The sequence below is a fragment of the Paenibacillus sp. JT31N11 genome (assembly GCF_056269285.1).
Window position 1 is genome coordinate 50,644 of record NZ_JBWDNQ010000010.1, and the last position, 24,536, is coordinate 75,179.

Below are 24,536 nucleotides of genomic sequence, written 5' to 3' on the forward strand. Positions count from 1 at the left end.
GCGGAGGTGTAGATGTGTCAAATGAAAAAGCTTTGAGTTCCGCTCTGGTCCGTGAGGGAATGGTACGCGACCGGTCCTTCAGCGGACGGCTGGGCGACGGTATCATCATTGCGGTGCTGGCCGTTGTCTCCCTGCTGAGTATTGCGCCGATCTGGCATGCGCTTGCCCTGTCTTTCAGCAGCAGCGCCGCATCGAACGCCGGCCTGGTCGGATTATGGCCGGTTGATTTCAATCTGAGCTCCTATTCGACGGTTGTCGATGACAAAGCCTTTTTCCTCGCCTTCTGGGTATCCCTAAAGCGGGTGTTTCTCGGCGGAGCCGTAAATTTCATCATGACAATCCTGATCGCCTATCCCTTGTCGCGTCCAAAAGCGGAATTCAAGCTCCGCAATGTGTTCATGTGGTTTCTGGTCTTTACGATGCTGTTCAAGAGCGGTCTGATTCCCATTTATCTGACGGTGCAGAGTCTGGGCCTTGTCAATTCCATCTGGTCGCTGGTGCTTCCGGTTGCCGTTCCTGTGTTCAACGTTATTCTGCTCATGAATTTCTTCCGGAGCATACCGAGGGAGCTGGATCAGGCGGCGAAGATGGATGGGGCGGGTCCCTGGTATACGTTGTACAGCATTTATATCCCGCTGTCGGTGCCGGCGCTGGCCACGATCACGTTGTTTAGTCTCGTGATGCATTGGAACAGCTTCCTGGACGGTCTGATCTTCATGAGCAAGACAGAGAATTACCCGCTCCAGACTTATATTCAGCAGCTTGTCGTGCAGGTGAACCTGGAGAACATGTCCGCCGAGGAAGCCGTCCGTATTGCGACTGTTTCCGACAAGACGCTGAATGCGGCGAAAATCATTATCTCCATGCTGCCGATTATTGCGGTTTATCCGTTCATCCAGCGTTATTTCATCCATGGCATCATGATCGGTTCCGTTAAGGAATAACCGGAACAATGTGGAAAATCATCCGTCATGCAGGATGCAGACCAGAGGCATGGCAGGATGATTGTCGCCTTCTATTGCGACAGAATTGCTCTTAACTATCTCTACTTACGCTATACAATATAGCTGTAAGCAAGCTGCAATCGAAATCCTTCCAGTCGAAAGGGGAAATTCGAATGACCATCCGGCTATCGGACGAAGAAAGACAAGCACAATCCATCGGCGAAGACAAGCTCGAGCTTGCCGCCGCTCTTCTCCACATCCGGGGCTATGTCGTGTTGGACAATATGTTTCAACCCGACCGCCTTCAGACGCTGCAGGAAGCTGTCGGGCAGGCAAGGAAACAAACCGGCGACAATAATGACGGCAATCCGCTTTCTCTGCCGGCGGCGGCGCCGTTCATTGATCCGGATATTGCGGAGAATCCATTGATGCTTGGTGTAATTGACCAGATAATCGGCGCAGACTGCGTGCTGCGCGTTATCGGAGCGGATATCCGCAAGCCCGGGGCGGCTGTATCTTCAGAGCTTGCTATCGAGTCAAAGCCGCTGTTTCCCGAGACGGAGCATGTCCGCCTGCCGGCGCATAAGCTCCATGTCACGATTCCGCTCAGGGATCTAAACGAAGGCAGCGGCGCTCCTGAGCTTTGGCCGGGAAGTCATGCGCAGCCGGAGCATATTGCGCGTCATTACTCGGAGGCTGTTATCCGGAAGCTGGCGGAGGGATCCCCGTCCGTGAAGGTCAATGTGCCTGCGGGCGCGGTTCTGATCTGTGACAGCAAGCTGTGGCACAGGGAGAGCGTGAACGAAAGTGCGGAAGAACAGGTCAGCCTGACTTTGACTTATCAGCGGTGGTGGGATATTACCAGTCCACGGCTTGTGATATCCGAAGCCCTCTACAGCGGGGCATCGGCACGATTGAAACGCTTGTTCCGCTTTGAAGCGCTGCCAGTCCGCAAGAAAGCCGAAATGGGCTCCTAAGGGCAGCCCCATCCCGCAACCGGAAGGAGATTCAAGATGAAAATCCAATTGTCAGAAGAAGAACGCAAGAATGGTCGGTTTGATCCCGACAAGCTGGAATTCGCGACAGCGCTGCTGCGGGCGAATGGCGCCATCATTGTCGAGGATGTGCTGGGGCCCGAACGGACGGATGCGATCAACGAGAAATTCAGCCAGATTCTGGCCGAATTCGAGAAGAATTACAGCTACGGCGACAGCGAGTTCAACGCGCAGGGACAAACGAAAAACATGCGCATGGACCTGCCGTTTATGGCTCCTTTTATTGAGGAGGACGTGGTTGCCAATCCCTTCTTCCTGGACATTGCCGAGCAGATTCTGGGCGAGGATCTGACGCTTCGCTATCTGGCGTCGAACAATTCGATGCCTGGCGGCACGAAGAAGCAGCCGGTGCATTCCGATACGGGGCCGCTTTTCCCGGAGACGTATAATTTCACCACGCCGACGCACAGTCTGGTGCTTCATATTCCGATGTGCAATTTCACGGAGCTGAACGGAGCAACGGAATTTTATCCGGGAGGCACTCATCTGAATCCCGATCATATATTCAAGAATCCGAAGCTCATCCAGAAGCTCGGCGAAGTGATGCATTTCGAGCAGGCGATCATGCCCAAGGGCTCCTTCCTGATCCGGGACAAAAAAGTATGGCATCGCGGCTGCCCGAACCGGTCGGATCAACCGCGGGGCCTGTTCACCTTCATCTATCAGCGCGCCTGGGATTCCACCAGCGGAAGAATGCCGATTCCTAAGGATGTCTATGATTCCATGACTCCCCGCGTTCAGCAGCTATTCCGCATGGAAGACATTGCGGAAGAATACACGCCGATGGACAATGTATACGGCTTGTACCACATCAAGGGGTAATAGCTGCCGATACCAGGGAGAACGATGCGAGGAGAGCGACGTACCATGAGCGATATCGTTCTCGGCCCGCCCGAAGAGTTCGTGGCGCTGCCGGCTAATATCGAGCTTGAGGGTTATCCTTACTACCTGATCTGGGAACGGAGCCGTTACCGGCTTCTGCCCCGCACTTGTCCAAGGGCGCTGCTTGCGCGGCGCAGCGGTGCTGGAACGTCTTTTCAATGGCTTCATCCGGAGGCGGAACCATTCGCCGTCCTTGTAGCAGACGGTATGCTGAAGGCGCGCCGGATGGGATCATAAATCAAGAAAGCAGGCGGCCGGTTCGGATGGGCCGTCTGCTTTTTGACTTTAAGCATCTATACGCTTCACTCTATGCAAATCGGTTTATTGTATGTGGGATTCCAGGAATAGAAAGGACTTGCGCCGTGATGGATACCGACAGAAACAGACCAACCCCGCCAACCGGCAAACTATCCGCAGACGCACGGCTGACGCTGCTGCTGCAGGGCTTGTTCACCTTTGCCTATGTCATGTCAGGCACGTTCCTGAATCTATATCTGTGGCGGCTGACGGAAGATCTTTGGGTGAACGGCTTTTATAATTTTATCGTCTTCATCTCGACGGCGATCAGCTTCCTGATCAGCGGCGGCTTTGCCAAGCGGTTCGGGAAAATGCCCGTGTTCCGAATCGGAATCGGTTTGTATACCGTATTCTACCTGTTCGTTGTTGCTGCCGGCACCCAGGTTGTCACCTATTACGAGCTGTTTGCGGTTTTTTTCGGAATCGCCAGCGGCCTGTACTGGATCGGCTTCTGGACGCTGACGTATGAAGTGTCGAACGACGGGAACAGGCTGCGGTTCATCGGCCTTAATTCTGTCGTTTCCACTGCCGCCAATCTGACTGCACCGCTCGTCTCTGCAGGAATCTTCCTTGTCATGCCCGGCTTGCATGGTTATCTGGTCATTTTTGCGCTGGCCTTTCTGTTCTATCTGGCTACGGCATTAATCAGCCACCGGATCCGCCATAAGGTGCCCAGCAAGAGGGAGAAACGGTATTACATCCGGCATATGACCATTGTATTCCGACGGAATAAAGCATGGCGCAAGGCTATATTCGGCAATCTGCTGTTTGGCGCCCGCCAGGGCGTGCAGCTGCTGCTGCCTGTTCTGCTGCTTTATCAGACGTTCGGGGAGGAGGATCGGATCGGACTGCTGAACGCGGTGCTGTCATTCTTCTCGATTCTCGCAAGCTATCTGTTCTCCCGGTTCGCCAAAGAAGCCCATATCCGCACCTGTCTGGCAGGCGGAGCTGTATTGACGACGGCGGGGGCCAGCCTGCTGATGACTGGCTTGTCTCCTGTTACGGTGGTCGGTTTTATGCTCGCGGGCGCAATCGGCAATCCGGTCATCCAGTCTTCTCTGGACAGCTATAACTACAAGCTGATCGGGGGGCTTCCCCTGCGGGGAGAGATGCGGATCGAAGCGCTGGTGCTGCGCGAGGTATGCTGGAATATCGGGCGTGCCTGCGCCGTGATGCTGATGGTGCTGATCGCTGACGATCTGAGCGGCTTCCGTCTGTCGGCCGTCGTCGTGTTTATTATGGCGGCACAGCTGCTGCTTGCTGTTTTTGTGGAGAAGCCTGCGCGCAGCACGACTGAGCCTGCGGCATCGGCAGCGGGCTAGCCGGATTGTACACAACACAGGGGGAAGCAACAGCTTTAGCCTTTAACCAATATCAGGACCGTCGATTTACCGTTGGAGGCAAGTAGGAAACCCGGAAGTGATTAGGGGTTGGATCGGAGCTGGAGCAAGGATTTTCCGGCTTAGAAGGCCGTAAAGGAGGCTGAATGGGGTGTAAGCCGGTTTTTCCTTGTTGGGGCAGCAGATAGAGTGTTAGGGCAGCTGGATCGGAGCTGGAGCAAGGATTTTCCGGCTTAGAAGACCGAAACAGAGGCTGAAGGAAGTGTAAGCCGGTTTTTCCTTGTTGGGGCAGTTGATAGAGTGTGAGGGCAGCCGGATCGGAGCTGGAGTAAGGATTTTCCGGCTTAGAAGGCCGTAAAGGAGGCTGAATGGGGTGTAAGCCGGTTTTTCCTTGTTGGGGCAGCAGATAGAGTGTTAGGGCAGCTGGATCGGAGCTGGAGCAAGGATTTTCCGGCTTAGAAGACCGAAACAGAGGCTGAAGGAAGTGTAAGCCGATTTTTCCTTGTTGGGGCAGCTGATAGAGTGTGAAGGCAGCCGGATCGGAGCTGGAGCAAGGATTTTCCGGCTTAGAAGACCGAAACGGAGGCTGAATGGGGTGTAAGCCGGTTTTTCCTTGCAGGAGTCCCGGGGCAGCCGTTAGAGCATGGCGGAATCGGATCGGTGCAGCAGGAGCAGGGATTTTCGTTCAAAAACCCTCCATTTCTTTATTTTGTCTCAACGGAATCCGAATGCCCAGCTTATCGTTTATCCGGATTCCGGGCATGGATTTCTTTTTTAATATGCAGATTTGTTTAAACAAGCATGTCTCTTATTTCTCAAATAATAGGACATTCCTTAATTGGATGACGAGGCTCTTGAGCTCGTATTCCTTCTCCAGATAAGCCAGCAGCGCTTGAATGAGCGGAGCGTTGGGATTTTGCTTCCCTATCTCCGCTCTGAACAAGCCCAGAATCTCCTGAAGCTCCTGCCGGTATGCGTTTCCGGATGGCAGCTCGTTGATCAGCAGGCTGATATCTTCACAAATTTTTGCAATCAATTGCTCCTTATCCTCGATTTGGCCATCCATCCCGCGGTTCATATATTTCACAATCATCGTTTCTTTTAGCACCGGCTTTGGCTGGGCAAGCACGATATGTTCGACCAAAGCATTCAATCGATCGATGATCAATGAGGCTGTTTCCTCGACGGAAATCGGTATCCCGCTCTGAATAATCCAGTTCAAATATTCCTTCAGAATGGCCTTGTACAAGGTGACCAGATCCCAAATATGAGATTCAATGAGCTGTCCGTACGTATTTAACATGCGTTCTTTATGCCAGTTCAGCAATCTCACTCGTACACGAAGACGCAGCGGGACGAATTTGGCGTTTTGCTGGATGGGCAGCTCTTTAAAGTCAACGAGCACAAACTTGTGCTTCATAAAATATTGGAGTTGAAAAATGGTCTGGCGCAGCATCAGTTCTTTCGGAGAATGTCCGTAAACAAGCTTGAGCTCCTCTACCTGTTCAAAAAAAACCTGCTGGCATTGATCGAAGACATCATTAAATAGATCCTCCTTGGAAGGGAAATACTTATAGACGGAGCCTTTGGCAATTTGGCAATCATCCGCAATGTCCTGTATGGAGGTCGAAGGAAACCCGCGCTCCGAGAAAAGCCTTGAAGCCGAGCTGATAATTTCATGCTTGGTTACAATCATAATTACCATGTCCCCTCACTTGACAACTGTATGACCAATAGTACAAAATAATGAACATCGAGTCAACACGGTCTATGAAACATAATTATTATCGTAAGGAGTGAGCGGGAATGGAACCATTATTCAATTGGGAATCAACCGCGCTGATCGTCATCGATCTGCAGAAGGGTGTTGTAAGCGGCAATTATGCCCCGTACTCCGGGGAGCAGGTAACTGAAAAGGCCAAAGCGCTGGTCGACGTTTTTCGGGAAAAAGGATCGTTCGTCGGTCTGGTGCGGGTATCCAGCCAGGATGGGAAAGACATGCTGAGCCCGAAGGTGGATGCGGCACCGCCTCAAAGAGTCCGTGCGGAGGATTGGGATGAAATGATCCCCGAGATTGGTGTAACCGATACTGACCATGTGATTTCGAAGAAACAGTGGGGCGCATTTTATGGCACGGATCTTGATTTGCAGCTGCGCCGCCGCAAGCTGGATACAATCGTATTATGCGGCATTGCCTCCGGCATCGGGGTGGATACGACTGCCCGGGAAGCGTTTCAGCATGGCTACCAGCTTATTTTTGCCAGCGATGCGATATCCGGTCTTACCCGGAACGAGCATGATTATGTCATGAGTGCGATCTTTCCGCGCATCGGACGGATTCGGACAACGGAAGAAATTTTGCAATCCGCCAATAGATGAAAACACAAATGCCCCGAAGGCGCCTGAACCTTCCGGGCTTTTTTGAAATATAAGCAAGTATAAAACACCTCCATACTTTGCTTATATTTCTGTGGGAAGAAACTTGGCTGCGCCGCCAAAAGGACGGCGACAGCCGGTTCTTCTTGGCCTTTTTCACGAAGGAGACAATGGTTTATGAAAATATTTGAGCGCTTTCGCTCCGATGACTATTATCCCTGGCTGGTGCTGACGGTAACCAGTCTTGGCGTATTTCTTGTCATTATCAACATCGGCACGCTTAACGTCGCGTTACCGGAAGTAAGCAGGCATTTTCATGCGGACGCCTTCACCTCCAGCTGGATTCTGCTGTCCTATATGCTGGTCAATACGATTTTGATCTTGATCTTCGGGCAAATATCGGATATTTTCGGGCGAACGAAGCTGTATCTGATCGGTATGACCATATTTACCATATCCAGCTTTGCGATAGGGTTCTCTCCCAACGCAGGCATATTAATTATGTTCAGAGTGATTCAAGCTGTAGGCGGAGCCATCGTGATTACCAACACGACAGCGCTGATTACGGATGTATTTCCCAAAGCCAAGCTTGGAACGGGTCTAAGTATCAATATTTTGATAGCCTCTTCGGCGCAGTTGTTAGGACCGGTGCTGGGTGGAGTGGTTGCCGCAACGTGGGGGTGGCAGTGGGTATTCTGGTTCAATGTGCCGATCGGGCTGGTGGCGCTGGTTTGGGGAGCTTTTGTTTTACGCCGCACCCCGGTGGCGCGGTCGCAGGAAAAGATTGATTTGTGGGGCGGAGCCCTGGTTTTTGTGGCGCTGGGCGGTTTGGTCATCGCTTTGTCGGAAAGCTCCGAATTAGGCTGGGGAAGCGGAATCGTGCTCGTGGGCATCATTCTGTTTGTTATATTCACGCCCTTGTTCGTCTGGCATGAGAGGCGCACTGCCTGGCCTGTCCTTGATCTGGGATTGTTTAAGAATCGCGGTTTCGCAATGGCGAATGTGGCGACATTCCTCAATTCCTTTTCCCGTTCGGCTGTTGTACTGTTATTTGCGCTGTTCTTTCAATTCGCCTATAGACTCAATGCTTTCGAAGCGGGCTTGAGAGTGCTGCCGGTAACGGTGGGGATGTTTCTCATTTCCCCGGTTGCCGGAATGCTGACCCGCAGAGTCAGCGTCCGTGTGCTGGCTTCGTCGGGCATCATTTTATCGCTGATCGGGTTGATACTGCTGTTTGGCGTTCTGGAGGCTGAGCAGTCTTACCCGGTGCTGGCATGCGGTATGCTGCTTATTGGAATGGGGACCGGTTTGTTCATGACGCCCAATACGACGGTGATCATGTCCTCTGTTCCCGACAACAGGCGAGGCGTCGCCAACGGGCTCCGCTCGATGCTCAATAATATGGGGCAGGTGCTGAGCACTGCCGTATCCTTGATGATTGTTGGTCTGGCATTGCCGCCAAGACTGAAGGATGTGCTGTATGCCGGCTCCGATGCCGTTCTGAACCGGACGGATCTGCAGCTCATTATCCGCGGCTATCAATGGGCGCTCATAGCTTTGGCGGCCGCTACAATACTTGCGCTGGCCGCTTCGCTGTTAAGGGAAGGCAGAGCGCAGCCGATTAAAGCGAATTGAAGAAATTAGACTCCCGAAAAGAACCTCCGCCCCCACTAAGCAGTGGAGTCGGAGGTTCTTTTTTATGAAATTTTTGGGACTGACTCATCCATACGAACATTATTGGGACAGCCCTATTAAATTTTCATCCTCATCATTTTATACGTATGCGATGGGAAGCAATCCGCCGCTGCATTGTCAGTCCCGCCGGCTCATGGCCTGAAACGGATGGCGGGTGACGCATTGCTCCAGCCACTTCGCATCCAGGCCGTTTGCTGCCGCAAAGGGGATAAATTCCGTGAACAAGCGGTGATAAGGATTTAACGTCCCGCCGCCCTCCTCTCCCACCGTGTACCAGCCCGTATCCTGAGACAACAAAATACGATCTCCGGCGCCATGTTCGATCAGCTGCTGCAGAAGCCCGGCATGCTTCTCATATGTGCCCGGCAGGATCGAGTCGATGGAGATCCACATGCCTGCTTCCGCAAGTTTCCGATGGATGGTCAGATCGGTGCAGGTTTGGGCATGCACCCAGATGAACCGTTCCCGCTCAAAATCGGCCTGCTTCATGATTTCGTCCGCATGGAGGGCGGTGTCTCCGCCAATGGTATGGCATTGAATGGGCAGGCCGGTCTCCTGCGAAGTGCGAATGGCTGCGCGCAGGATCTTCTCCTGCGTGTCATTGATGGCTGTTCCGTCATTGAGCGCAATCTTGATAAAGCCGGGATATACGCCGCTGTCTCCGATGCCGTCCTTGGCCTCCCGTATCCAGAGAGCGGCCAATTCCTCTTCGTCCGCTTCATAAGCGTAAGCCGGCAAATAGGGGCTTTTGTATAAACCGGTGTTCGTTATGATGTGCATTCCCGATTGTTCTGCGAGTGCCTTCAGTATGTAAGGATCCCGCCCCAGATATTGAGGCGCGCAGTCCACAAAAGTGGAGCAGCCGCTTTCTTTGAGCTTCAGGAGGAGGGGGAGGATGCTTGCAATGACCTCCTCATTATCATAATCGGATGGCTTGAGCTTCCCGTCCCCGACAAATCCGACCATCACATGCTCATGCACGAGAATGCGACCTGCAGCTTGTTCATCGATGGAACCGGTTACCGTTTGAAGCATCGACAACACTCCTCCGCATCATTTGATACCTATGATTATACCCGATTATATTAACCGGAATATAGTATAATTGTAGCATGCTTGATAATGATTTGAGCGGAAGTTATGCGAAGGAGGATTAGGAATTGAACAGATTTCCTGGGAAAAGAATGCGGATGAGAGGGATCATGATTTTATGTCTCATGATGCTGCTGTTATCCGCATGTGCTGTCAATACGCCCGGGAGCAGGCAGCAGGCGGCGAAGCCGGATCCCGGGATGCAGATAGAGCAGAAGGCGGAAGTGCCGCCGCCCGATCAGAAGAATCCTGCAAAATCTGCCCTTCCGGTTCACGAGGCAGAACCGGAGAAGAGTCCCGCAAGCGAAGCAGCCATCCAACCTGTTGCCCAAGAGAAGCAAGCGGCGGACAAGAAGGATGCGGACAAGCAGCAGCCACCGGCGATTGCGAAGAAACGGAATTTGCCCAAAGGTTTTGTCTATCTGGATGAGGCGATCCCCTCCGCACAATTCGATATCCGCTATTATGGAGATTATAATTTTATCGGGAAACGAATCGACGGCTATAATGCACCGTTTGCGATCATGTCGGCCGAGGCGGCCAATGCGCTGAAGGCGGTCGGCAAGGATTTGGCTGCCCAGGGCTATTTGCTCAAAATCTTCGATGCCTACAGGCCGCAGAAGGCCGTGAATTATTTTGCGAGCTGGTCCAAAGACACCAAGGACGTCAAGATGAAGAAGATTTTCTACCCGGATGTGGAGAAAAAGGATCTGTTCAATGGCTATCTGGCAAAAAAATCGGGCCATTCCCGGGGCAGCACCGTTGATTTGACAATCGTCAACGCGAAGAGGGGAAAGGAAATCGACATGGGAAGCGGGTTTGATTTCCTGGGACCTGTCTCCACGCATGGGACGAAGAAGATCACGGCTGCACAGACCCACAACCGCAATGTGCTGAAGAATGCGATGATCAAGGGGGGCTTCGAGCCCTACAGCAAGGAGTGGTGGCATTACACGCTGAAGAAAGAGCCCTATCCGAAGAAGTATTTTGATTTTGATGTGGAATAATGCCATCATACCTTAACCGAAAGAAGGGAATGCCAATGCAGCTGAAGTGGCTGGAATGGGCCAAGCAGATCCAGGCCATAAGCCAGGCTGGACTTGCTTATTCCAAGGATATTTATGATCTGGACCGGTTTGAGCAGTTGCGGACATTAAGCATCGAAATTCTCAATTCGTATACCGGCGTGGAGACAGGGAAGATAAGGGAGCTGTTCGCAAGCGAGACGGGATACGCCACTCCGAAGGTGGATATACGCGGCGTGATTTTTCGGGATGACAAGCTGTTATTCGTAAAAGAGCGCATAGACGGGGCATGGTCATTGCCTGGCGGATGGGCGGATATCGGCTTGTCGCCGAAGGAAGTGGCTGTCAAAGAAGCGAAGGAAGAATCCGGCTATGACGTGCTGCCCGTGCGGCTGCTGGGAATCGTGGACAAGAAATTTCACGATCATCCGCCATCACCTTCGCATGTATATAAGATTTTTATACAGTGCGAGATTATTGGCGGCGAAGCGCAGGCAAGCATGGAGACTCTGGATGTTGGATTTTTTGGGGAGCATGAGCTGCCGGAGTTATCCACGGACCGCAATACGGAGAAGCAAATCTGCAGGCTGTTCGAATTGTGCCGTACGGACAGCGGGGAAATCATGTTCGATTAGGGAGCCTGTTCCAGTTAATAAAGCTTTAAGAAAAGCCTGTCTGCCCTGGCAGGCTTTTTTTGCGTCATCTCAGATGGTCATTAGCGTCATATTCATGTGATATATATGAAAGCGTTGTACCTCAATAGACCAATGAGATTTTAGATTTAAATATGAGTTGAATAATCTGTTCTCTAACTAAAACAGGGATAAACTCAAACAATTTTATGTCATATATGTTGACACCATTAAAATATTCTTTTATATTATTAATATCACTGGAGAATATAAAAGTTTGATAGAGCCAATTTTCTCGATTACATCATAAAATTTTCTTGTTATACCCAAATTTCAGTAATTTTTCTTTCTATTTAATCCAATGGAGAAAATAAAGAGGGGATCCAGCCTTGAAGAAACATGATCAGGACTTCATGAAGCGGCAGAATCGGCTGACGGTTTTTGAAATTATCAAAAACCAGGCCCCTATCTCACGGGCTGCCATTGCCAAACAAACCGGAATGAGCGCAACAACGGTAAGCCGCATTGTCGGAGAACTGGCGGATCAGGGCTATATACTGGAATCCGATCAGGTGTCGGTTGGCCTGGGCCGCAAATCAACGCTTCTCGGCATCGCAGACACCTCCGTCCTGTCGGTCGGCGTTGAGCTGGACAGCCATCAGATGAATATCGGCATTGTCGATATTCAAGGAAATATCGTATGCAGAAGCAAATACGTCCGCACCAGCGACGAGAAGCCGGATGTTACGCTCATGCGGATCAGTGAGGCCATTCATGATCTTATGGAACAACACGGGATTGATAAAACCCGCGCAGTCGGAATCGGAATGGGACTTCCCGGCATTGTCAACAACCAGACAGGCATCGTTGTTTTCTCGGTTCAGCTCGGCTGGAAGAACGTGCAGCTGGCAGAGCGCTTGAAGGAGCTCACCGGCTACGAAGTTGCGGTGGATAACGAACTGAAGGTCAAGGCGCTGGCCGAGCATCTGAAAGGAGCCGCCATCGGCTCCAGGCGCACGGCGCTGCTTGGTTTTGGCAATGGCGTTGGCTCTGCGCTTATTCTTGAGGGCGAGATATACCGCGGGGAAACAAACAGCGCGGGTGAAATCGGCCATACGACCATTGACCCGAGCGGCATGATGTGCGAGTGCGGCAAAGCGGGCTGCCTGCAAACCTACATTAATATCAGCTCGCTTCTATCCGAGGCCAACAAAATCAGATCGATTGCGACGATTGAGGAGCTGTTCGCAGCAAGGCAGGCGGGCGAGGGATGGGCGAAATATTTGATTGAGCGTGCTTTGCAGTATATTGCCATTACAGTTAACAACGTCGTCTGCATGTATAACCCGGACAGCGTCATCCTAAGCGGCGAGCTGGTGGACAAGTTTCCCGCCATCTACGAAGAGGTGGAGGAGCTGTGCACGAAGGAAATCGTATGGGAACCGCTTCGGGGATCATTTCGCATCTTCCGCTCCGAGCTGAATGAACGGGGTGTCATGATTGGCTCCGGATTGCTCTCGCAGATGAGGTTCTTCAAGCTTGATTAGCAGAAATCCGTCATTTTTCCTGCTTTAATTAAGAATATTCTTCAGACCTGCCATTCCTTGGCGCTGCACGGTGTGAAGCGATTCTATAGATCAAATATTTCTTTGGGGAGTTGGATAAACATGAGGTTTAAAGGTAAAAGTTGGTCTTTGATCATGCTGCTTATGATCGTTGCAGTTGTCGTGTCGGCTTGTGGAAGCAATAACAGCAATAACGGCGGTACAGAGAATACAGGGAATGCCGCGAATACGGGAAACACGGCTACGGATACAGCAGAACAGCCGGCAGCCACGAAAGACGGCAATGATATTGTCATAGCGGTTAACGCCAACTTTATTACACTCGATCCCCATAATACGAGCGATACGCTGTCTATCAGCGGCTCGAGATCGATTTATGAAGGCTTGATGGGCTTTGACGAGAATATGGCCTTGGTCCCGGCCTTGGCCGACAGCTACAAAATAAGCGATGACGGCCTTACTTACACCTTCACGCTGCATGAGAATGTGAAGTTCCAGGATGGAACGGACTTCAACGCGGATGCGGTCAAGATTAATATTGAACGCATCCTGGATGAGAAGAACAATCTGAGAATGCGCAAAAGCTTCACGAAGGTTGCCAAAATTGAAACGCCTGATGCAAAAACAGTGGTCATTACATTGAGCGAGCCGTACAATGCCTTCTTGAACAAAATGGCGATGGCGCTGATGATCAGCCCTGCCGCGCTGGAGAAGTTCGGCGATAAAATCGGTCAAAATCCGGTCGGCACAGGTCCCTTCAAGATGAAAGAATGGGTGCAGGGCGACCGCCTGGTTGTAGAAAAGAATGCCGACTACTGGCAAGAAGGACTTCCTAAGGTAGACAGCATTACATTCAAGCCCGTACCGGAGAATGGTTCGCGTATCGCGATGCTCAAAACGGGTGAGGCCGATTTCATCTACCCGATGCCGACGGAGCAGGTCGCCGAGGTTGAAGGCAAAGATGGCATCGTAGTGGATAAAGCCGATTCCACGATTGTCCGCTATATTACATTAAACACGTTGAAAGCTCCCTATGATGACGTGAAGATACGTCAAGCCATTAACTATGCGATCGATAAGGATGCTTATATTAAAGTCGTCAAATCGGGTCTTGCCACAAAGCTGGATTCCACCATGTCATCCAAAACGCAATATTATGCTCAGCAAACGGGCTATGACTACGATATCGAAAAAGCGAAGTCACTGCTTGCGGATGCGGGTTATCCGGACGGCTTCGAAGCGGAAATCTGGGGCGAGAATGATTCCGAATCCGTAAAAGGCATGCAGTTCATTCAACAGCAGCTGGCGCTGGCAGGAATCAAGCTGGAAGTGAAGTCGATGGAAGGCGCGACACTGTCCGACCAAATCAACTCGGCTGCAACACCTGAGGACGCCAAAATTCAAATGTGGTACGTAAGCTGGTCGCCATCCTCCGGCGATGCGGACGGTGCGACAAGAGGTTTGTTCAGCAGTGATATGTTCCCTCCTGCAGGCTCGAACACGGCTTACTACAAAAACGACAACGTAGATAAATGGATTGAGGAAGCCAATAAGGCGACAGATCCGGAGAAGGCGAAAGCCATCTACGGCGACATCCAAAAAACGATCTGGGAAGATGCGCCTTGGGCGTTCCTGGGCGTCGATCAAACGATTACCGGCAAGAAATCCTATGTGGACGGCGTTAAGGTATATCCGGACGGCTCCATCAACGTGAAAAATGCCGAAATCAAAAAGTAATCTAATATGTCTTTAAATGATCGAAGAATGGCTTGGGGCTGCTTCTGAATCCATATTCAGATAGCGCCCCTTCCTATTTTGAAGGAGGCTCGCGATTTGGGAAGATATACATTGCAGAGAATTATCGGAGTCATTCCGCTGCTGTTTGTCGTATCCGTGCTGGTGTTTATGTTTATTCATCTCATCCCCGGCGACCCGGCACGGCTCGTGGCGGGAAAAGACGCTACGCTTGAAGAGATCAATGCCATCCGCGCCACGCTTGGTCTGGATCTTCCCTTATGGCAGCAGTATATCCACTATATGGGCGATTTATTGCAAGGGAATCTCGGAACCTCGCTCAAGACAGGTCTGCCGGTGACGGAAACGCTGCAAAGCCGCTTCATGCCGACGATTTGGCTGACGCTTGTCAGTATGGGCTGGGCGCTGATCGCCGGCGTGCTGATCGGAATTATTTCTGCCATTAACCGCAACAAATGGCCGGATTATAGCGGGATGCTCGCAGCGATCTCCGGTATCTCGGTTCCGGGCTTCTGGCTCGGTCTCGTTCTGATTCAATTATTTTCGGTCGAGCTGGGCTGGTTCCCTACAGGCGGTATTGATTCCTGGAAAAGCTATGTCCTGCCATCCATTACACTCGGAGCGGGCATTATGTCCATGCTCGCGCGTTTTTCCCGTTCTTCCATGCTGGAGACGATGCGGGAGGATTATATCCGGACAGGCCGGGCTAAAGGCTTGCACGAATTCATTGTCGTCGGGCGGCACGCGCTGCGCAACTCGCTGATTCAGGTCGTTACCGTTGCGGGCCTCCAGTTCGGCTTCCTGCTTGGCGGATCGGTTATGGTAGAGACGGTATTCAGCATTCCCGGTCTTGGGAGGCTGCTCGTCGACTCCATTTCATTCCGCGATTATACGGTTATTCAGGCGGAGCTGCTGCTGTTCGCCACCGAATTTATTTTGATCAATCTGATTGTTGATTTGCTGTACGGCGTATTGAATCCGAAAATCCGTTATTCGTCGAACTAAGCTGCGCATGCGGAAACGTCTTCCGATCGCTGTTGTACCCCTGAATTTTTTTATTTTGGATACCTTTGGTGCAAAGCAATTCACAATAAACACCGTGGATAGCTTTGTCACCCTGGTTCAAAACCAATCACGGTATAAATGTGATTGGTTTTGAACCCTATCTGTTAAATTCGGAGTACAAAGGTCGTAAGCAGATCCTTCCGAGGCAGCTTTCTTACGAAAGCTTTCAGCTTACGCTTCTCCAGACTATTTCAGCCTGCTCCGCCGGTTAATCTCCGGATTAATACTAAGTAAAACTAAGAAGTTATTTGTTTTGAAGTGATTCGTTGAAGCAAATGCTCGACAAAACTAAGCTTGTAGGTTTTGTTTTGAAGTGACTCAGGGCAGCATCGCTAAAACAAAACTTTTAGGAGGTACAATTATGAACCATACTCCGACGGTTAATGGAGCCGGGTCTTCCGCGCCGGTACAAGTGCTTGCGCCGGAACCCTCCGCAAGCCGCATCGCGGCGTTTTTCCGCAAATTCAGCAAACAGCGTTTGTCGCTGGCGGCCGGGATTTTTATTATCCTGCTTGTGATGGTTGGCATCTTTGGCCCTTATTTGACGCCTTATAATCCCGATCTGCCGAACTACGATGAACTGCTGTCGGGGCCTTCAGCGAAGCATTGGGCAGGGACGGATGAATATGGCCGGGATATTATGAGCCGCCTTATCGATGGAACAAGGCTGTCGCTCGCGGTCAGCCTCAGCGCGGTGCTGATTGCGGCTGTTGCCGGGACGTTCCTCGGTCTGCTTAGCGGTTATTACGGCGGGTGGACGGATAAGCTCATCATGCGCGGCAGCGACGTTATGTTCTCATTCCCTGATTTATTGCTCGCCATCGGGATCGTTGCAATCCTCGGTCCGGGCTTGTCCAATGTCGTGATTGCGGTAGCCGTGTTCGGCATTCCATCCTTTGCCCGTATTATCCGCAGCGTTACGCTGTCGGCCAAGGAAACGCTGTTTGTGGAAGCGGCCCGCTCGATGGGGGCGAAGAACGGCCGTATCATTTGGCGGCATATTTTTCCCGAAACGCTGCCAAGCGTTATTGTGAATTTGACAATGAAGATCGGAACGGCCATTCTTGCGGCGTCTTCCCTGAGCTTTCTCGGTATGGGAGCGAAGGCGACCGAGCCGGATTGGGGCGCCATGCTCAGCATGGGGCGCGATTATTTGAGCATTGCTCCGCATGTCGTTTATTTTCCCGGCATTGCGATCTTTTTGACTGTGCTGGCTTTTAACCTGGTAGGGGACGGCCTGCGCGACGCTCTTGATCCCAAGACGAAAAACTAAGGGGGGATAAGCTGTGACGCAAAAATTGCTGGAAGTGCAAGGCTTGAAAACGGAATTTAAACGCGGCAGCGGAAGTGTAATGGCGGTGGCCGGCGTTGATTTTCATATCAATAAAGGGGAAGTGCTCGGGCTCGTAGGCGAATCCGGCTGCGGCAAGAGCGTGACCTCGCTGTCGATCATGAGACTGCTCAAGGATACGTCCGGACGTATCGCCGGCGGGTCTGTCCGTTTCGAGGGGAATGACCTGACCCAAATCAAGGAGGCGGAGATGCGCCGCATTCGCGGTCAGGATCTGGCTATGATTTTTCAGGAGCCGATGACGTCATTGAATCCGGTCCTCAAAATCGGGAAGCAGCTGATGGAGCCGATTATGCTGCATATGGGCTATGGCCGGAAACAGGCCCGCGAGCATGCGGTTCATACTCTGAAGCTTGTAGGCATTCCCCGTGCGGAGGAAGTGATGAACGATTATCAGCATCAGCTCTCCGGCGGGATGCGGCAGCGGGTCATGATTGCGATGGCGATGTCCTGCAATCCGAAACTGCTCATTGCAGACGAACCGACGACCGCGCTGGATGTGACCATTCAGGCGCAAATTCTTGATCTGATGAAGCGGCTGAAGGAAGAACAAAACATGGGCATGCTGCTCATCACGCATGATCTGGGCGTTGTTGCCGAGATGTGCGACAGGGTTGTAGTTATGTATGCCGGGCGTGTAGTTGAAGAGGCATCTGTGAAAGATTTGTTCGATAATCCGCAGCATCCCTATACGAAGGGGCTTATTCATTCAGTGCCGAAGCTTCGCCAGAAGGTGCGCCGGCTCGACTCGATCCCGGGCAATGTTCCGGATCTGTCGCATATGCCGGCAGGCTGCAAATTTGCGCCGCGCTGCCCGTATGTGATGGAGCGCTGCCTGACGCAGGAGCCGGATCTGCTGCCGGACGAGGGACTACAAGGTCGTAAAAGCCGCTGCTGGCTGTCGCAGCAGACGGATCAGGAAGGAGGCGAGAGCGCATGAAGGAGACTCCGCTTATCGAAGTCAAAGGACTCCGGAAGTCGTTTGCGGTCCAGAAGGGGTGGCTGGGCGCCAAAAAATATTTGAATGCGGTCGACGGCATTTCCTTTGCGATCCGCAAAGGGGAGACGTTCAGCCTTGTCGGTGAGAGCGGCTGCGGCAAGTCGACGACGGGCCGGCTCGTGACGCGGCTGCTTAAGCCGGGAGGCGGCGAAGTATACTTCAACGGCCAGGATATTACAGGTCTGAACGATAATCAGATGCGGCCGATCCGCAAGGAAATGCAGATGGTGTTCCAGGATCCGTATGCCTCGCTCAACCCGCGGATGAAAGTGAAGGATATTGTAGCCGAGCCGCTGCTCATTCATACGAAGCTCAGCCCGAAGGAACGGGACAAGCTGGCTCGCGAGCTGCTGGAAACGGTGGGTCTGAACGGCCTGCATGCCGAGCGCTTCGCCCATGAATTCAGCGGCGGGCAGCGGCAGCGTATCGGGATTGCGCGCGCGCTGTCCGTCCGTCCAAGCCTGATTGTGGCGGATGAGCCGGTCTCCGCGCTGGATGTATCGATCCAATCCCAGGTGCTTAATCTGCTGCAGGACCTCCAGGAGCAGTACGGGCTCACGTATTTATTTATTTCCCATGACCTGAGCGTAGTGGAGCATATCAGCGACCGGATCGGGGTCATGTATCTGGGTTCTCTGGTAGAAACGGCGGATAAGGACAGTCTGTATGATCGTCCTCTGCACCCGTATACGCAGGCGCTCCTGTCATCTGTGCCTGTTCCCGATCCAAGCGCGAAGAGGGAGAGGATCATTCTGAAGGGAGATATCCCCAGCCCCGTAGATCCTCCGTCAGGCTGCCGTTTCCACACACGCTGTCCTGCCTGTATGGAGGTATGCAAGCAGATAGCGCCTGTTTTCCAGGAAATCGAGCCGGGACATCAGGTAGCCTGCCATTTGTATGACGAAGAAGTAATGAAGCCGGCGCATTGAGCAGGGCGGCAATAGCTATTATGGACGGTTTTTGACTATTATAGTAGATAAGAGACCCCGAATATGAATGGAATAGAGGGAGCAGCCATGAAATTGACGATCGAACCCGCCCTGACGGCGGATGTCCGTATTCAGCCGGCATATGTGGAGGAGCCTTATCCCCTCAAGCTGCGCGAAGACCGCAAGCAGGCGGGGGTTGTAACCTGGCTGTACGGCAGGTCCGAAGACGAAACAGATATGCTCTCCATAGGCATGGGTGCACGCAAGAAGGTAACGCTGGAGCATATACGCCGCGCCGGTGGAACCAGCGCCCGCGCTGTGCTGCGCGAGGGCCGCGGTTCGGCGGCGCTTGTCCGGGGCCTTGCGGCTGCGGTCAGCAGCGAAGCTGGCCCGGCAGCAGACGAATGGCTGCAGGCCTGGCTGGAAGGCTGGCTGCTGGGCTTGTACCGGTTCGATAAATATCGGGGCTCGACCCGTAAAGAAGGGACGGCTGCTTTAAACATAGACCCGAGCGATTGGACGGAGCTGTCGGCATCCGATCTGGATGCGGTAGTGGCGAAGGCGCGCATCCGGGCAGAAGGTGCGATGGCGGCGCGGGATCTTGTCAATGAAACGCCGGAAACGTTGAACCCGGGCGGTTTTGTTGAAGCGGTACTGGCGCGTTTTGCCGGTGCGCCCGTTCACATTCATGTTTATCGCGGGCAGGAGCTCATCGACCGTCAAATGAACGGACTGCTTGCGGTTGGAGCAGGCAGCAAGCATCCTCCCGCTTTGATTGAGCTGAAGTACGAAGGCAATGCCGGGCTTCCTATGCTTGCGCTGATCGGCAAAGGCATAACGTTTGATATGGGCGGCATGAATGTGAAGACGGGCCGCGATATCAGCGACGCCCGGATGGATATGGGCGGAGCTGCCGCCGTCATCGGAGCCTTGGATATACTGGTCCGGCAGCAAGCGGATGTCAATGTCACCGCCCTTATTGCGGTGGCGGACAACCTGCCGGACGCGAGGGCTATGCTGCCTTCGTCTGTCATCCGTTATCCGAACGGGCTGACCGTTCAGGTTGCCAATACGGACGGGGAAGGCCGGCTTGTGCTGGCGGATGCGCTGCTGCACGCGGCGAAGCTTGGGGCCGCGGAAGCGATCGACATTGCGACGCTGACAGGCAATGTAGGGGCTGCTCTTGGTCTTGAACTCGCAGGCATATGGGGCGACTCCGCAATGACAAGCCGCCTTGTCGGGATCGGCGAGCGCAATGGGGAGCGGCTGTGGCCGATGCCCTTGGTGGATGAGTATGAGGCCGAGCTTCGCAGCGATTACGCGGATTTGCGCAATGTCGGTACTTCAACGCTCGCCGGGGCCATTACGGCGGCGCTGTTTATTAGGCGTTTTGTTGACGAGTCTATGAGCTGGGTGCATATCGATATGGCTGGTACGGTTCAGTACAAGCAGGATGCCGGCTATTCCGAAGCGGGGGCGACCGGTTACGGCGCCAGGCTGCTCGCGGATTATGCCGTGATGCGTTCAAGTGAAAGAGAATAGAGAAAACAAGGAGGCATTGTTATGATTCTGGAGGTTATCGCTACATGTGTGCAGGACGCCATATTGGCCGAGCAAAGCGGGGCGGACCGGATTGAATTGATTACAGCCATTACCGAGGGCGGCTTAACGCCGGGGATCGGCATGATTGAGCAGGTGGCGGATACTGTGAGCATTCCGGTCAATGTCATGGTCCGGCCGCACAGCCGTTCCTTTAACTACGATACTTACGACATGGATGCCATCGTCGCAGAGATTAAAGCCATTGCCTCGACACGCGCTGCAGGCATTGTATTCGGAAGCCTTACCGGGGAAGGAAAGATTGACGAGCACGGACTGGAACGCGTTCTGGCCGCGGCAGGCAGACTGGACGTGACGTACCACCGCGCCTTCGACGAGCTGTCTGATCAATCAGCCGGATTGCGGACGCTGATGCGTTATCCGCAAATCTCGCGGGTATTAACTTCCGGCGGTTTTCCCACCGGAATGGATGCGGCGCACGTCATCCGCAGGCTGGTTGAGGAAGCAAGCGGCGGCAGCCTACGGATTCTTGCCGGCGGCGGAATGGCGGCGGAAGGAATTGCGGATTTTGTCCGCCAAACCGAAGTGACGGAGGTGCATTTTGGCACGGCAGTCCGTCTTGGGCGGTCAACCCTTGCGCCGATCGATCCTGCCGCGCTCCGGGCGCTGGCGGATACTCTGCATGAGGGAGCAGCCAACTAATTTACTAAAAGATGCTGAAAATAGGTGAATTTGATTTGCATAATATAGATAAATATGTAGTTGGAGTGGATCTGGGAGGGACGAAAATAGCAGCTGCGCTTTTCGACTCGAGCGGTAAAATGCTGAAGCGTGAACGTACGGAAACGGCGGGTGCAGCAACGGCGAGAGAGGTTGTCAAGCGCATTACCGGCATGGTTCAATCCGTCGCTGAAGGGCGCACGCTCTCCGGTGTGGGGCTGGCATCGCCCGGTGCGGTCAACAGCCGGGACGGCATCGTGCTCCATGGCACGAATCTTCCGGAATGGACGAATATCCCCTTGAAGAAATGGATGGAGGCGGAGCTTGGAGCCCCTGTGCAGGTCGTCAACGATGCGAACGCCGCCGCTTGGGGCGAATATGCAAGAGGAGCCGGCCGGGGGGCTGAAAATATGGTGTATGTGACCTTCAGCACCGGAATTGGCGCAGGCATTGTGCTGGACGGCGAGCTGCTTCTGGGCACGAACTCCTTCGCCGGAGAACTGGGACATAACATTATCGATCCAGGCGGTCCTGTCTGCAGCTGCGGCCGCAATGGCTGCTGGGAGACATTCGCTTCGGGGACGGCCATCCGGAATGCGGCTCTGGTCCTGATGCAGGAGAGAGCGTCGCTGATTGCGGAGCTTGCGGCTGCAAGGGGGGAAGAGGTTTCGTCCAGAACGGTATTCGAAGCCCGTGAGCAGGGGGATGCTGTCGCTATTGAAGTAATCGAGCGGGCTATTCATTATATGGCGTTCGGACTCGCCAATGCGGTTCATACCTTCAATCCGGACCGCATTGTTATTGGCGGAGGCGTGAGCAAAGCGGCCGGGCAGCTGTTCCCGATGCTTCGCGAGGAGACGGAGAAGCTCGTAATGAAGCCTTACCAAGGTTCATACGAAATCGTTCCTGCCGGCCTGCACGACGATGTCGGACTTATCGGGGCTGCCGCCATGTTCCGGTTCCAGCCTGCTTCAACCGCTGCTAAATCCCATTGACCCGCTATGCCTCGGAGAATTATGATGAGGTTAACAATTCGCTTTGAAGGAGATGGGTCCATGGCAGCTTTCGCAAGACCTCCCTGCTAAGCCTTAGACACCAGTCCTCCACGGGCGCCTCCTGATTCCGATTGAGCTTTTTAATAGCCCAATCCGATATCATGAAGGGAGCTCCTGATGGACTATACAACCAATCTGCGGATGCTGTACGCATTTCGCTTCTTTTCCAGCCTCATCCCGGCCTATGTCATCGAACGGCTGTACTGGGAGGAGCGGGGCATGACCATTCAAATGGTCGTGTATACGGAAATTATTTATGCCTTGACGATTGTTCTCCTGGAGATTCCTACAGGCGTGATGGCCGACAAATGGGGACGCAAAAGGATGCTGGTACTAAGTGCCGTGCTCGGCTGCAGCGAGTTTGTGATTCTGCTGCTTGCGGATGAATTCTGGCATTTTGCCCTGGTCGTCTTCCTGGCGGGCATCAGCCGCTCGGCCGGCAGCGGCACAGAGAATGCCCTGCTCTACGATTCGCTGGTGCTGCAGGGAAAGGCGGCTTCGTTCGAAAAACAACTGGGCTTCCTCAATGCCTGCGACTTCATTGGCGCCATCCTGGCCGCATTATGCGGCAGCTTCCTCGCCAGCCGGTTTGGCCTGGAGCTGAACTACTGGATTTCGCTCGGGAGCGCGCTGATTGCTCTGGTCATCTCGTTTCTCCTGGTGGAACCGGCAGTGGCAGCGGACGATACTCCGGCAGAAGAAACGATACCTTTCAAACAGTATGTCGCAGTGTCTCTTCGCTTCTTCCGGTCAAACCCCGGCGTCAGCCTTGTCGTGGTTTCGGGAATGGTGACAGGAACAGCGGTAGGCTTCATCGATGAATTCTGGCAGCTGTATGCAGAACGACTGGAGATGCCGGTTGTGTACTTCGGCATGCTGTCAGCTGCGCTTATGGTTTTGCGGCTGCCCGGCAATCTTCTGGCCCATCTGCTGATTGGCCGCTTCAGCTACAGGACGCTGCTTTTCGCCGTGACGGCTATATTCGCTGTTGGCTTTGCCTTTGCGGCTGCGAGCAAGGACTACGGCGGTCTTGCGGCACTGCTGGTTGTCTGCCTGTTCTCCGGCGTGATGGAGCCTCTTGTCAGCGGCTGTCTGCATCATCGGATCGATTCCTCCACGAGGGCGACGATCGATTCATTCCAGTCACTGGGACTGAATTTGATTCACATTCTGGCGGGTCTTGGCTTTGGCTATTTCTCGTCCCGGTACGACGTGTTCGGCGGTTATGGCTTCATCGGGCTTCTATGCTTTGCTTTCCTCGTGTGGTTCATCGCCGCATCGAGATTGATCAAACAAGAGGAGAAAAGCAGTGCCCGTGCGAAGGCTTAATCATCTCTGTACCTTTGTGCTTGTAAAGCTGATGGATAAAAAAAGGGGCTGCCCGAGGGTTTGAAAACCCGAGGAGCAGTCCCTTTTCTAAATATAAAAGTATGGATCCATGCGTTGTGAAGAAACATGCTGCGCTTCTAAGGACGGCAAGAGCCGAGCTATCTCTTCTGGCATACAAGAAGTCATGAAGGATGCTGCGTCAATCCGGCCGAGACCGGCTCAGCTCGTAATGAGGGCAAGCACAATCACATCGAGAAAAATCTTCGTGACCTCGTGCTTGAGATATTTTTTCAGCAATCCTTCGACCTTGAACCCGCATTTTTTCAATAAACGGATGGAGGCTTCATTCTCTGGCCGCACATCGGCCTGAATCCGGTGCGCGCCGATATGATGGGCGCCGTAAGTCGTTACTTCCTCCAGCGCCTCGGTCATCAGCCCCTGATTCCAGTAAGGCCGTGCCAGCTCGAAACCGATCGTAATCGGGAACAGCGGTTCCGTCTCGAACGTTCCTCTAAGGGGCATGTACATAATCGTGCCGATCAGAGCATCATCCGTCTTTCTGGCAATCCCCCACGGCAGGAGCGACTTCATCTCATAATGCTTGTTCCAGGATTGAATCAGCTCCCGTGCTTCCTCTACCGAGCCGGGACCGTACCAATCCAGAAACCTCGTAACCTGCGCATCGGCGTATACGCTGTACAAATCATGATCGTCCGAGATTCTCAACTGTCTTAAATACAAACGCTTGGTCTGCAGCAGCGGGAATGGCTGCGAGCCATTAATCATCAGACATACCGGCTTTCGCTAGGGAGTGGATAGAGTCATTATAGGCCAGGAAGATGAAGAGTAGATGAAGGCGAAGGAATAAT

22 protein-coding genes are annotated in these 24,536 nt (G+C 53.1%); 19 read left to right on the plus strand and 3 right to left on the minus strand.

Features of this window, described 5'->3' with window-relative positions; translation table 11 throughout:
- The first annotated feature begins 59 nt into the window (after positions 1 to 59).
- The 5 genes from AC0YNV_RS27685 to AC0YNV_RS27705 all read left to right on the plus strand — a co-directional run bounded on the left by AC0YNV_RS27685 (position 60) and on the right by AC0YNV_RS27705 (position 4,500).
- Positions 60 to 944 carry a carbohydrate ABC transporter permease gene (locus tag AC0YNV_RS27685; RefSeq protein ID WP_210045297.1) on the plus strand — a complete coding sequence of 295 codons (885 nt, stop codon included), beginning with the start codon at positions 60 to 62 and terminating at the stop codon, positions 942 to 944.
- A gap of 173 nt (positions 945 to 1,117) precedes the next feature.
- On the plus strand, positions 1,118 to 1,921 hold the full coding sequence (locus tag AC0YNV_RS27690; protein WP_475770932.1) for a phytanoyl-CoA dioxygenase family protein: 804 nt from the start codon (positions 1,118 to 1,120) through the stop codon (positions 1,919 to 1,921).
- 36 nt (positions 1,922 to 1,957) lie between these two features.
- Positions 1,958 to 2,821 carry a phytanoyl-CoA dioxygenase family protein gene (locus tag AC0YNV_RS27695; protein WP_475770933.1) on the plus strand — a complete coding sequence of 288 codons (864 nt, stop codon included), beginning with the start codon at positions 1,958 to 1,960 and terminating at the stop codon, positions 2,819 to 2,821.
- Positions 2,822 to 2,866: 45 nt separating this feature from the next.
- Complete coding sequence (locus AC0YNV_RS27700; RefSeq protein WP_475770934.1) at positions 2,867 to 3,118, plus strand: hypothetical protein; 252 nt, start codon at positions 2,867 to 2,869, stop codon at positions 3,116 to 3,118.
- Positions 3,119 to 3,246: 128 nt separating this feature from the next.
- Positions 3,247 to 4,500: an MFS transporter gene (locus AC0YNV_RS27705; RefSeq protein ID WP_475770935.1), complete on the plus strand. Its 1,254-nt coding sequence runs from the start codon at positions 3,247 to 3,249 to the stop codon at positions 4,498 to 4,500.
- A gap of 826 nt (positions 4,501 to 5,326) precedes the next feature.
- On the opposite strand, the gene AC0YNV_RS27710 is transcribed toward AC0YNV_RS27705, so the two are convergent.
- Positions 5,327 to 6,214 (minus strand): TetR/AcrR family transcriptional regulator, encoded by an 888-nt coding sequence (locus AC0YNV_RS27710; RefSeq protein WP_475770936.1) that lies wholly within the window; start codon positions 6,212 to 6,214, stop codon positions 5,327 to 5,329.
- Between the two features lie 110 nt (positions 6,215 to 6,324).
- Here AC0YNV_RS27710 and AC0YNV_RS27715 point away from each other — a divergent pair, with 110 nt between their 5' ends.
- Positions 6,325 to 6,897, plus strand: a complete 573-nt coding sequence (locus tag AC0YNV_RS27715; protein ID WP_475770937.1) for a hydrolase — start codon at positions 6,325 to 6,327, stop codon at positions 6,895 to 6,897.
- A 174-nt stretch (positions 6,898 to 7,071) separates the two neighbouring features.
- A complete protein-coding gene (locus AC0YNV_RS27720) occupies positions 7,072 to 8,529 on the plus strand; it encodes a DHA2 family efflux MFS transporter permease subunit (protein ID WP_475770938.1) in 1,458 nt (485 codons plus the stop codon).
- A 177-nt stretch (positions 8,530 to 8,706) separates the two neighbouring features.
- On the opposite strand, the gene AC0YNV_RS27725 is transcribed toward AC0YNV_RS27720, so the two are convergent.
- Positions 8,707 to 9,624, minus strand: a complete 918-nt coding sequence (locus tag AC0YNV_RS27725; RefSeq protein WP_475770939.1) for a phosphotriesterase family protein — start codon at positions 9,622 to 9,624, stop codon at positions 8,707 to 8,709.
- A 125-nt stretch (positions 9,625 to 9,749) separates the two neighbouring features.
- Here AC0YNV_RS27725 and AC0YNV_RS27730 point away from each other — a divergent pair, with 125 nt between their 5' ends.
- The 12 genes from AC0YNV_RS27730 (at position 9,750) to AC0YNV_RS27785 (ending at position 23,667) form a co-directional block, all read left to right on the plus strand.
- On the plus strand, positions 9,750 to 10,688 hold the full coding sequence (locus tag AC0YNV_RS27730; protein ID WP_475770940.1) for a M15 family metallopeptidase: 939 nt from the start codon (positions 9,750 to 9,752) through the stop codon (positions 10,686 to 10,688).
- A gap of 35 nt (positions 10,689 to 10,723) precedes the next feature.
- Positions 10,724 to 11,341 (plus strand): NUDIX hydrolase, encoded by a 618-nt coding sequence (locus AC0YNV_RS27735; RefSeq protein ID WP_475770941.1) that lies wholly within the window; start codon positions 10,724 to 10,726, stop codon positions 11,339 to 11,341.
- A 386-nt stretch (positions 11,342 to 11,727) separates the two neighbouring features.
- On the plus strand, positions 11,728 to 12,885 hold the full coding sequence (locus AC0YNV_RS27740; protein WP_475770942.1) for an ROK family transcriptional regulator: 1,158 nt from the start codon (positions 11,728 to 11,730) through the stop codon (positions 12,883 to 12,885).
- Positions 12,886 to 13,005: 120 nt separating this feature from the next.
- Positions 13,006 to 14,640: a glutathione ABC transporter substrate-binding protein gene (locus tag AC0YNV_RS27745; protein WP_475770943.1), complete on the plus strand. Its 1,635-nt coding sequence runs from the start codon at positions 13,006 to 13,008 to the stop codon at positions 14,638 to 14,640.
- A 96-nt stretch (positions 14,641 to 14,736) separates the two neighbouring features.
- A complete protein-coding gene (locus AC0YNV_RS27750) occupies positions 14,737 to 15,663 on the plus strand; it encodes an ABC transporter permease subunit (RefSeq protein ID WP_475770944.1) in 927 nt (308 codons plus the stop codon).
- A gap of 421 nt (positions 15,664 to 16,084) precedes the next feature.
- Positions 16,085 to 16,996, plus strand: coding sequence for an ABC transporter permease (locus AC0YNV_RS27755; RefSeq protein ID WP_475770945.1), 912 nt, complete (start codon positions 16,085 to 16,087; stop codon positions 16,994 to 16,996).
- A 13-nt stretch (positions 16,997 to 17,009) separates the two neighbouring features.
- Positions 17,010 to 18,014: an ABC transporter ATP-binding protein gene (locus AC0YNV_RS27760; protein WP_475770946.1), complete on the plus strand. Its 1,005-nt coding sequence runs from the start codon at positions 17,010 to 17,012 to the stop codon at positions 18,012 to 18,014.
- Entirely contained in the window at positions 18,011 to 19,003 is a 993-nt protein-coding gene (locus tag AC0YNV_RS27765; RefSeq protein ID WP_475770947.1) for an ABC transporter ATP-binding protein, read from the plus strand. Before AC0YNV_RS27760 ends, AC0YNV_RS27765 begins: the two co-directional genes overlap by 4 nt.
- Before the next feature lie 87 nt (positions 19,004 to 19,090).
- Complete coding sequence (locus AC0YNV_RS27770; protein WP_475771098.1) at positions 19,091 to 20,545, plus strand: M17 family metallopeptidase; 1,455 nt, start codon at positions 19,091 to 19,093, stop codon at positions 20,543 to 20,545.
- Between the two features lie 21 nt (positions 20,546 to 20,566).
- Positions 20,567 to 21,265: a copper homeostasis protein CutC gene (locus tag AC0YNV_RS27775; protein WP_475770948.1), complete on the plus strand. Its 699-nt coding sequence runs from the start codon at positions 20,567 to 20,569 to the stop codon at positions 21,263 to 21,265.
- 35 nt (positions 21,266 to 21,300) lie between these two features.
- Positions 21,301 to 22,278, plus strand: coding sequence for an ROK family protein (locus AC0YNV_RS27780; RefSeq protein ID WP_475770949.1), 978 nt, complete (start codon positions 21,301 to 21,303; stop codon positions 22,276 to 22,278).
- Between the two features lie 177 nt (positions 22,279 to 22,455).
- The gene (locus AC0YNV_RS27785) at positions 22,456 to 23,667 is read left to right on the plus strand and encodes an MFS transporter (protein ID WP_475770950.1); all 1,212 of its coding nucleotides are present in this window, start codon (positions 22,456 to 22,458) and stop codon (positions 23,665 to 23,667) included.
- Between the two features lie 219 nt (positions 23,668 to 23,886).
- Here the strand turns inward: AC0YNV_RS27785 and AC0YNV_RS27790 are convergent, their stop codons facing one another.
- A complete protein-coding gene (locus AC0YNV_RS27790; protein ID WP_475770951.1) occupies positions 23,887 to 24,453 on the minus strand; it encodes a GNAT family N-acetyltransferase in 567 nt (188 codons plus the stop codon).
- Positions 24,454 to 24,536 lie beyond the last annotated feature (83 nt).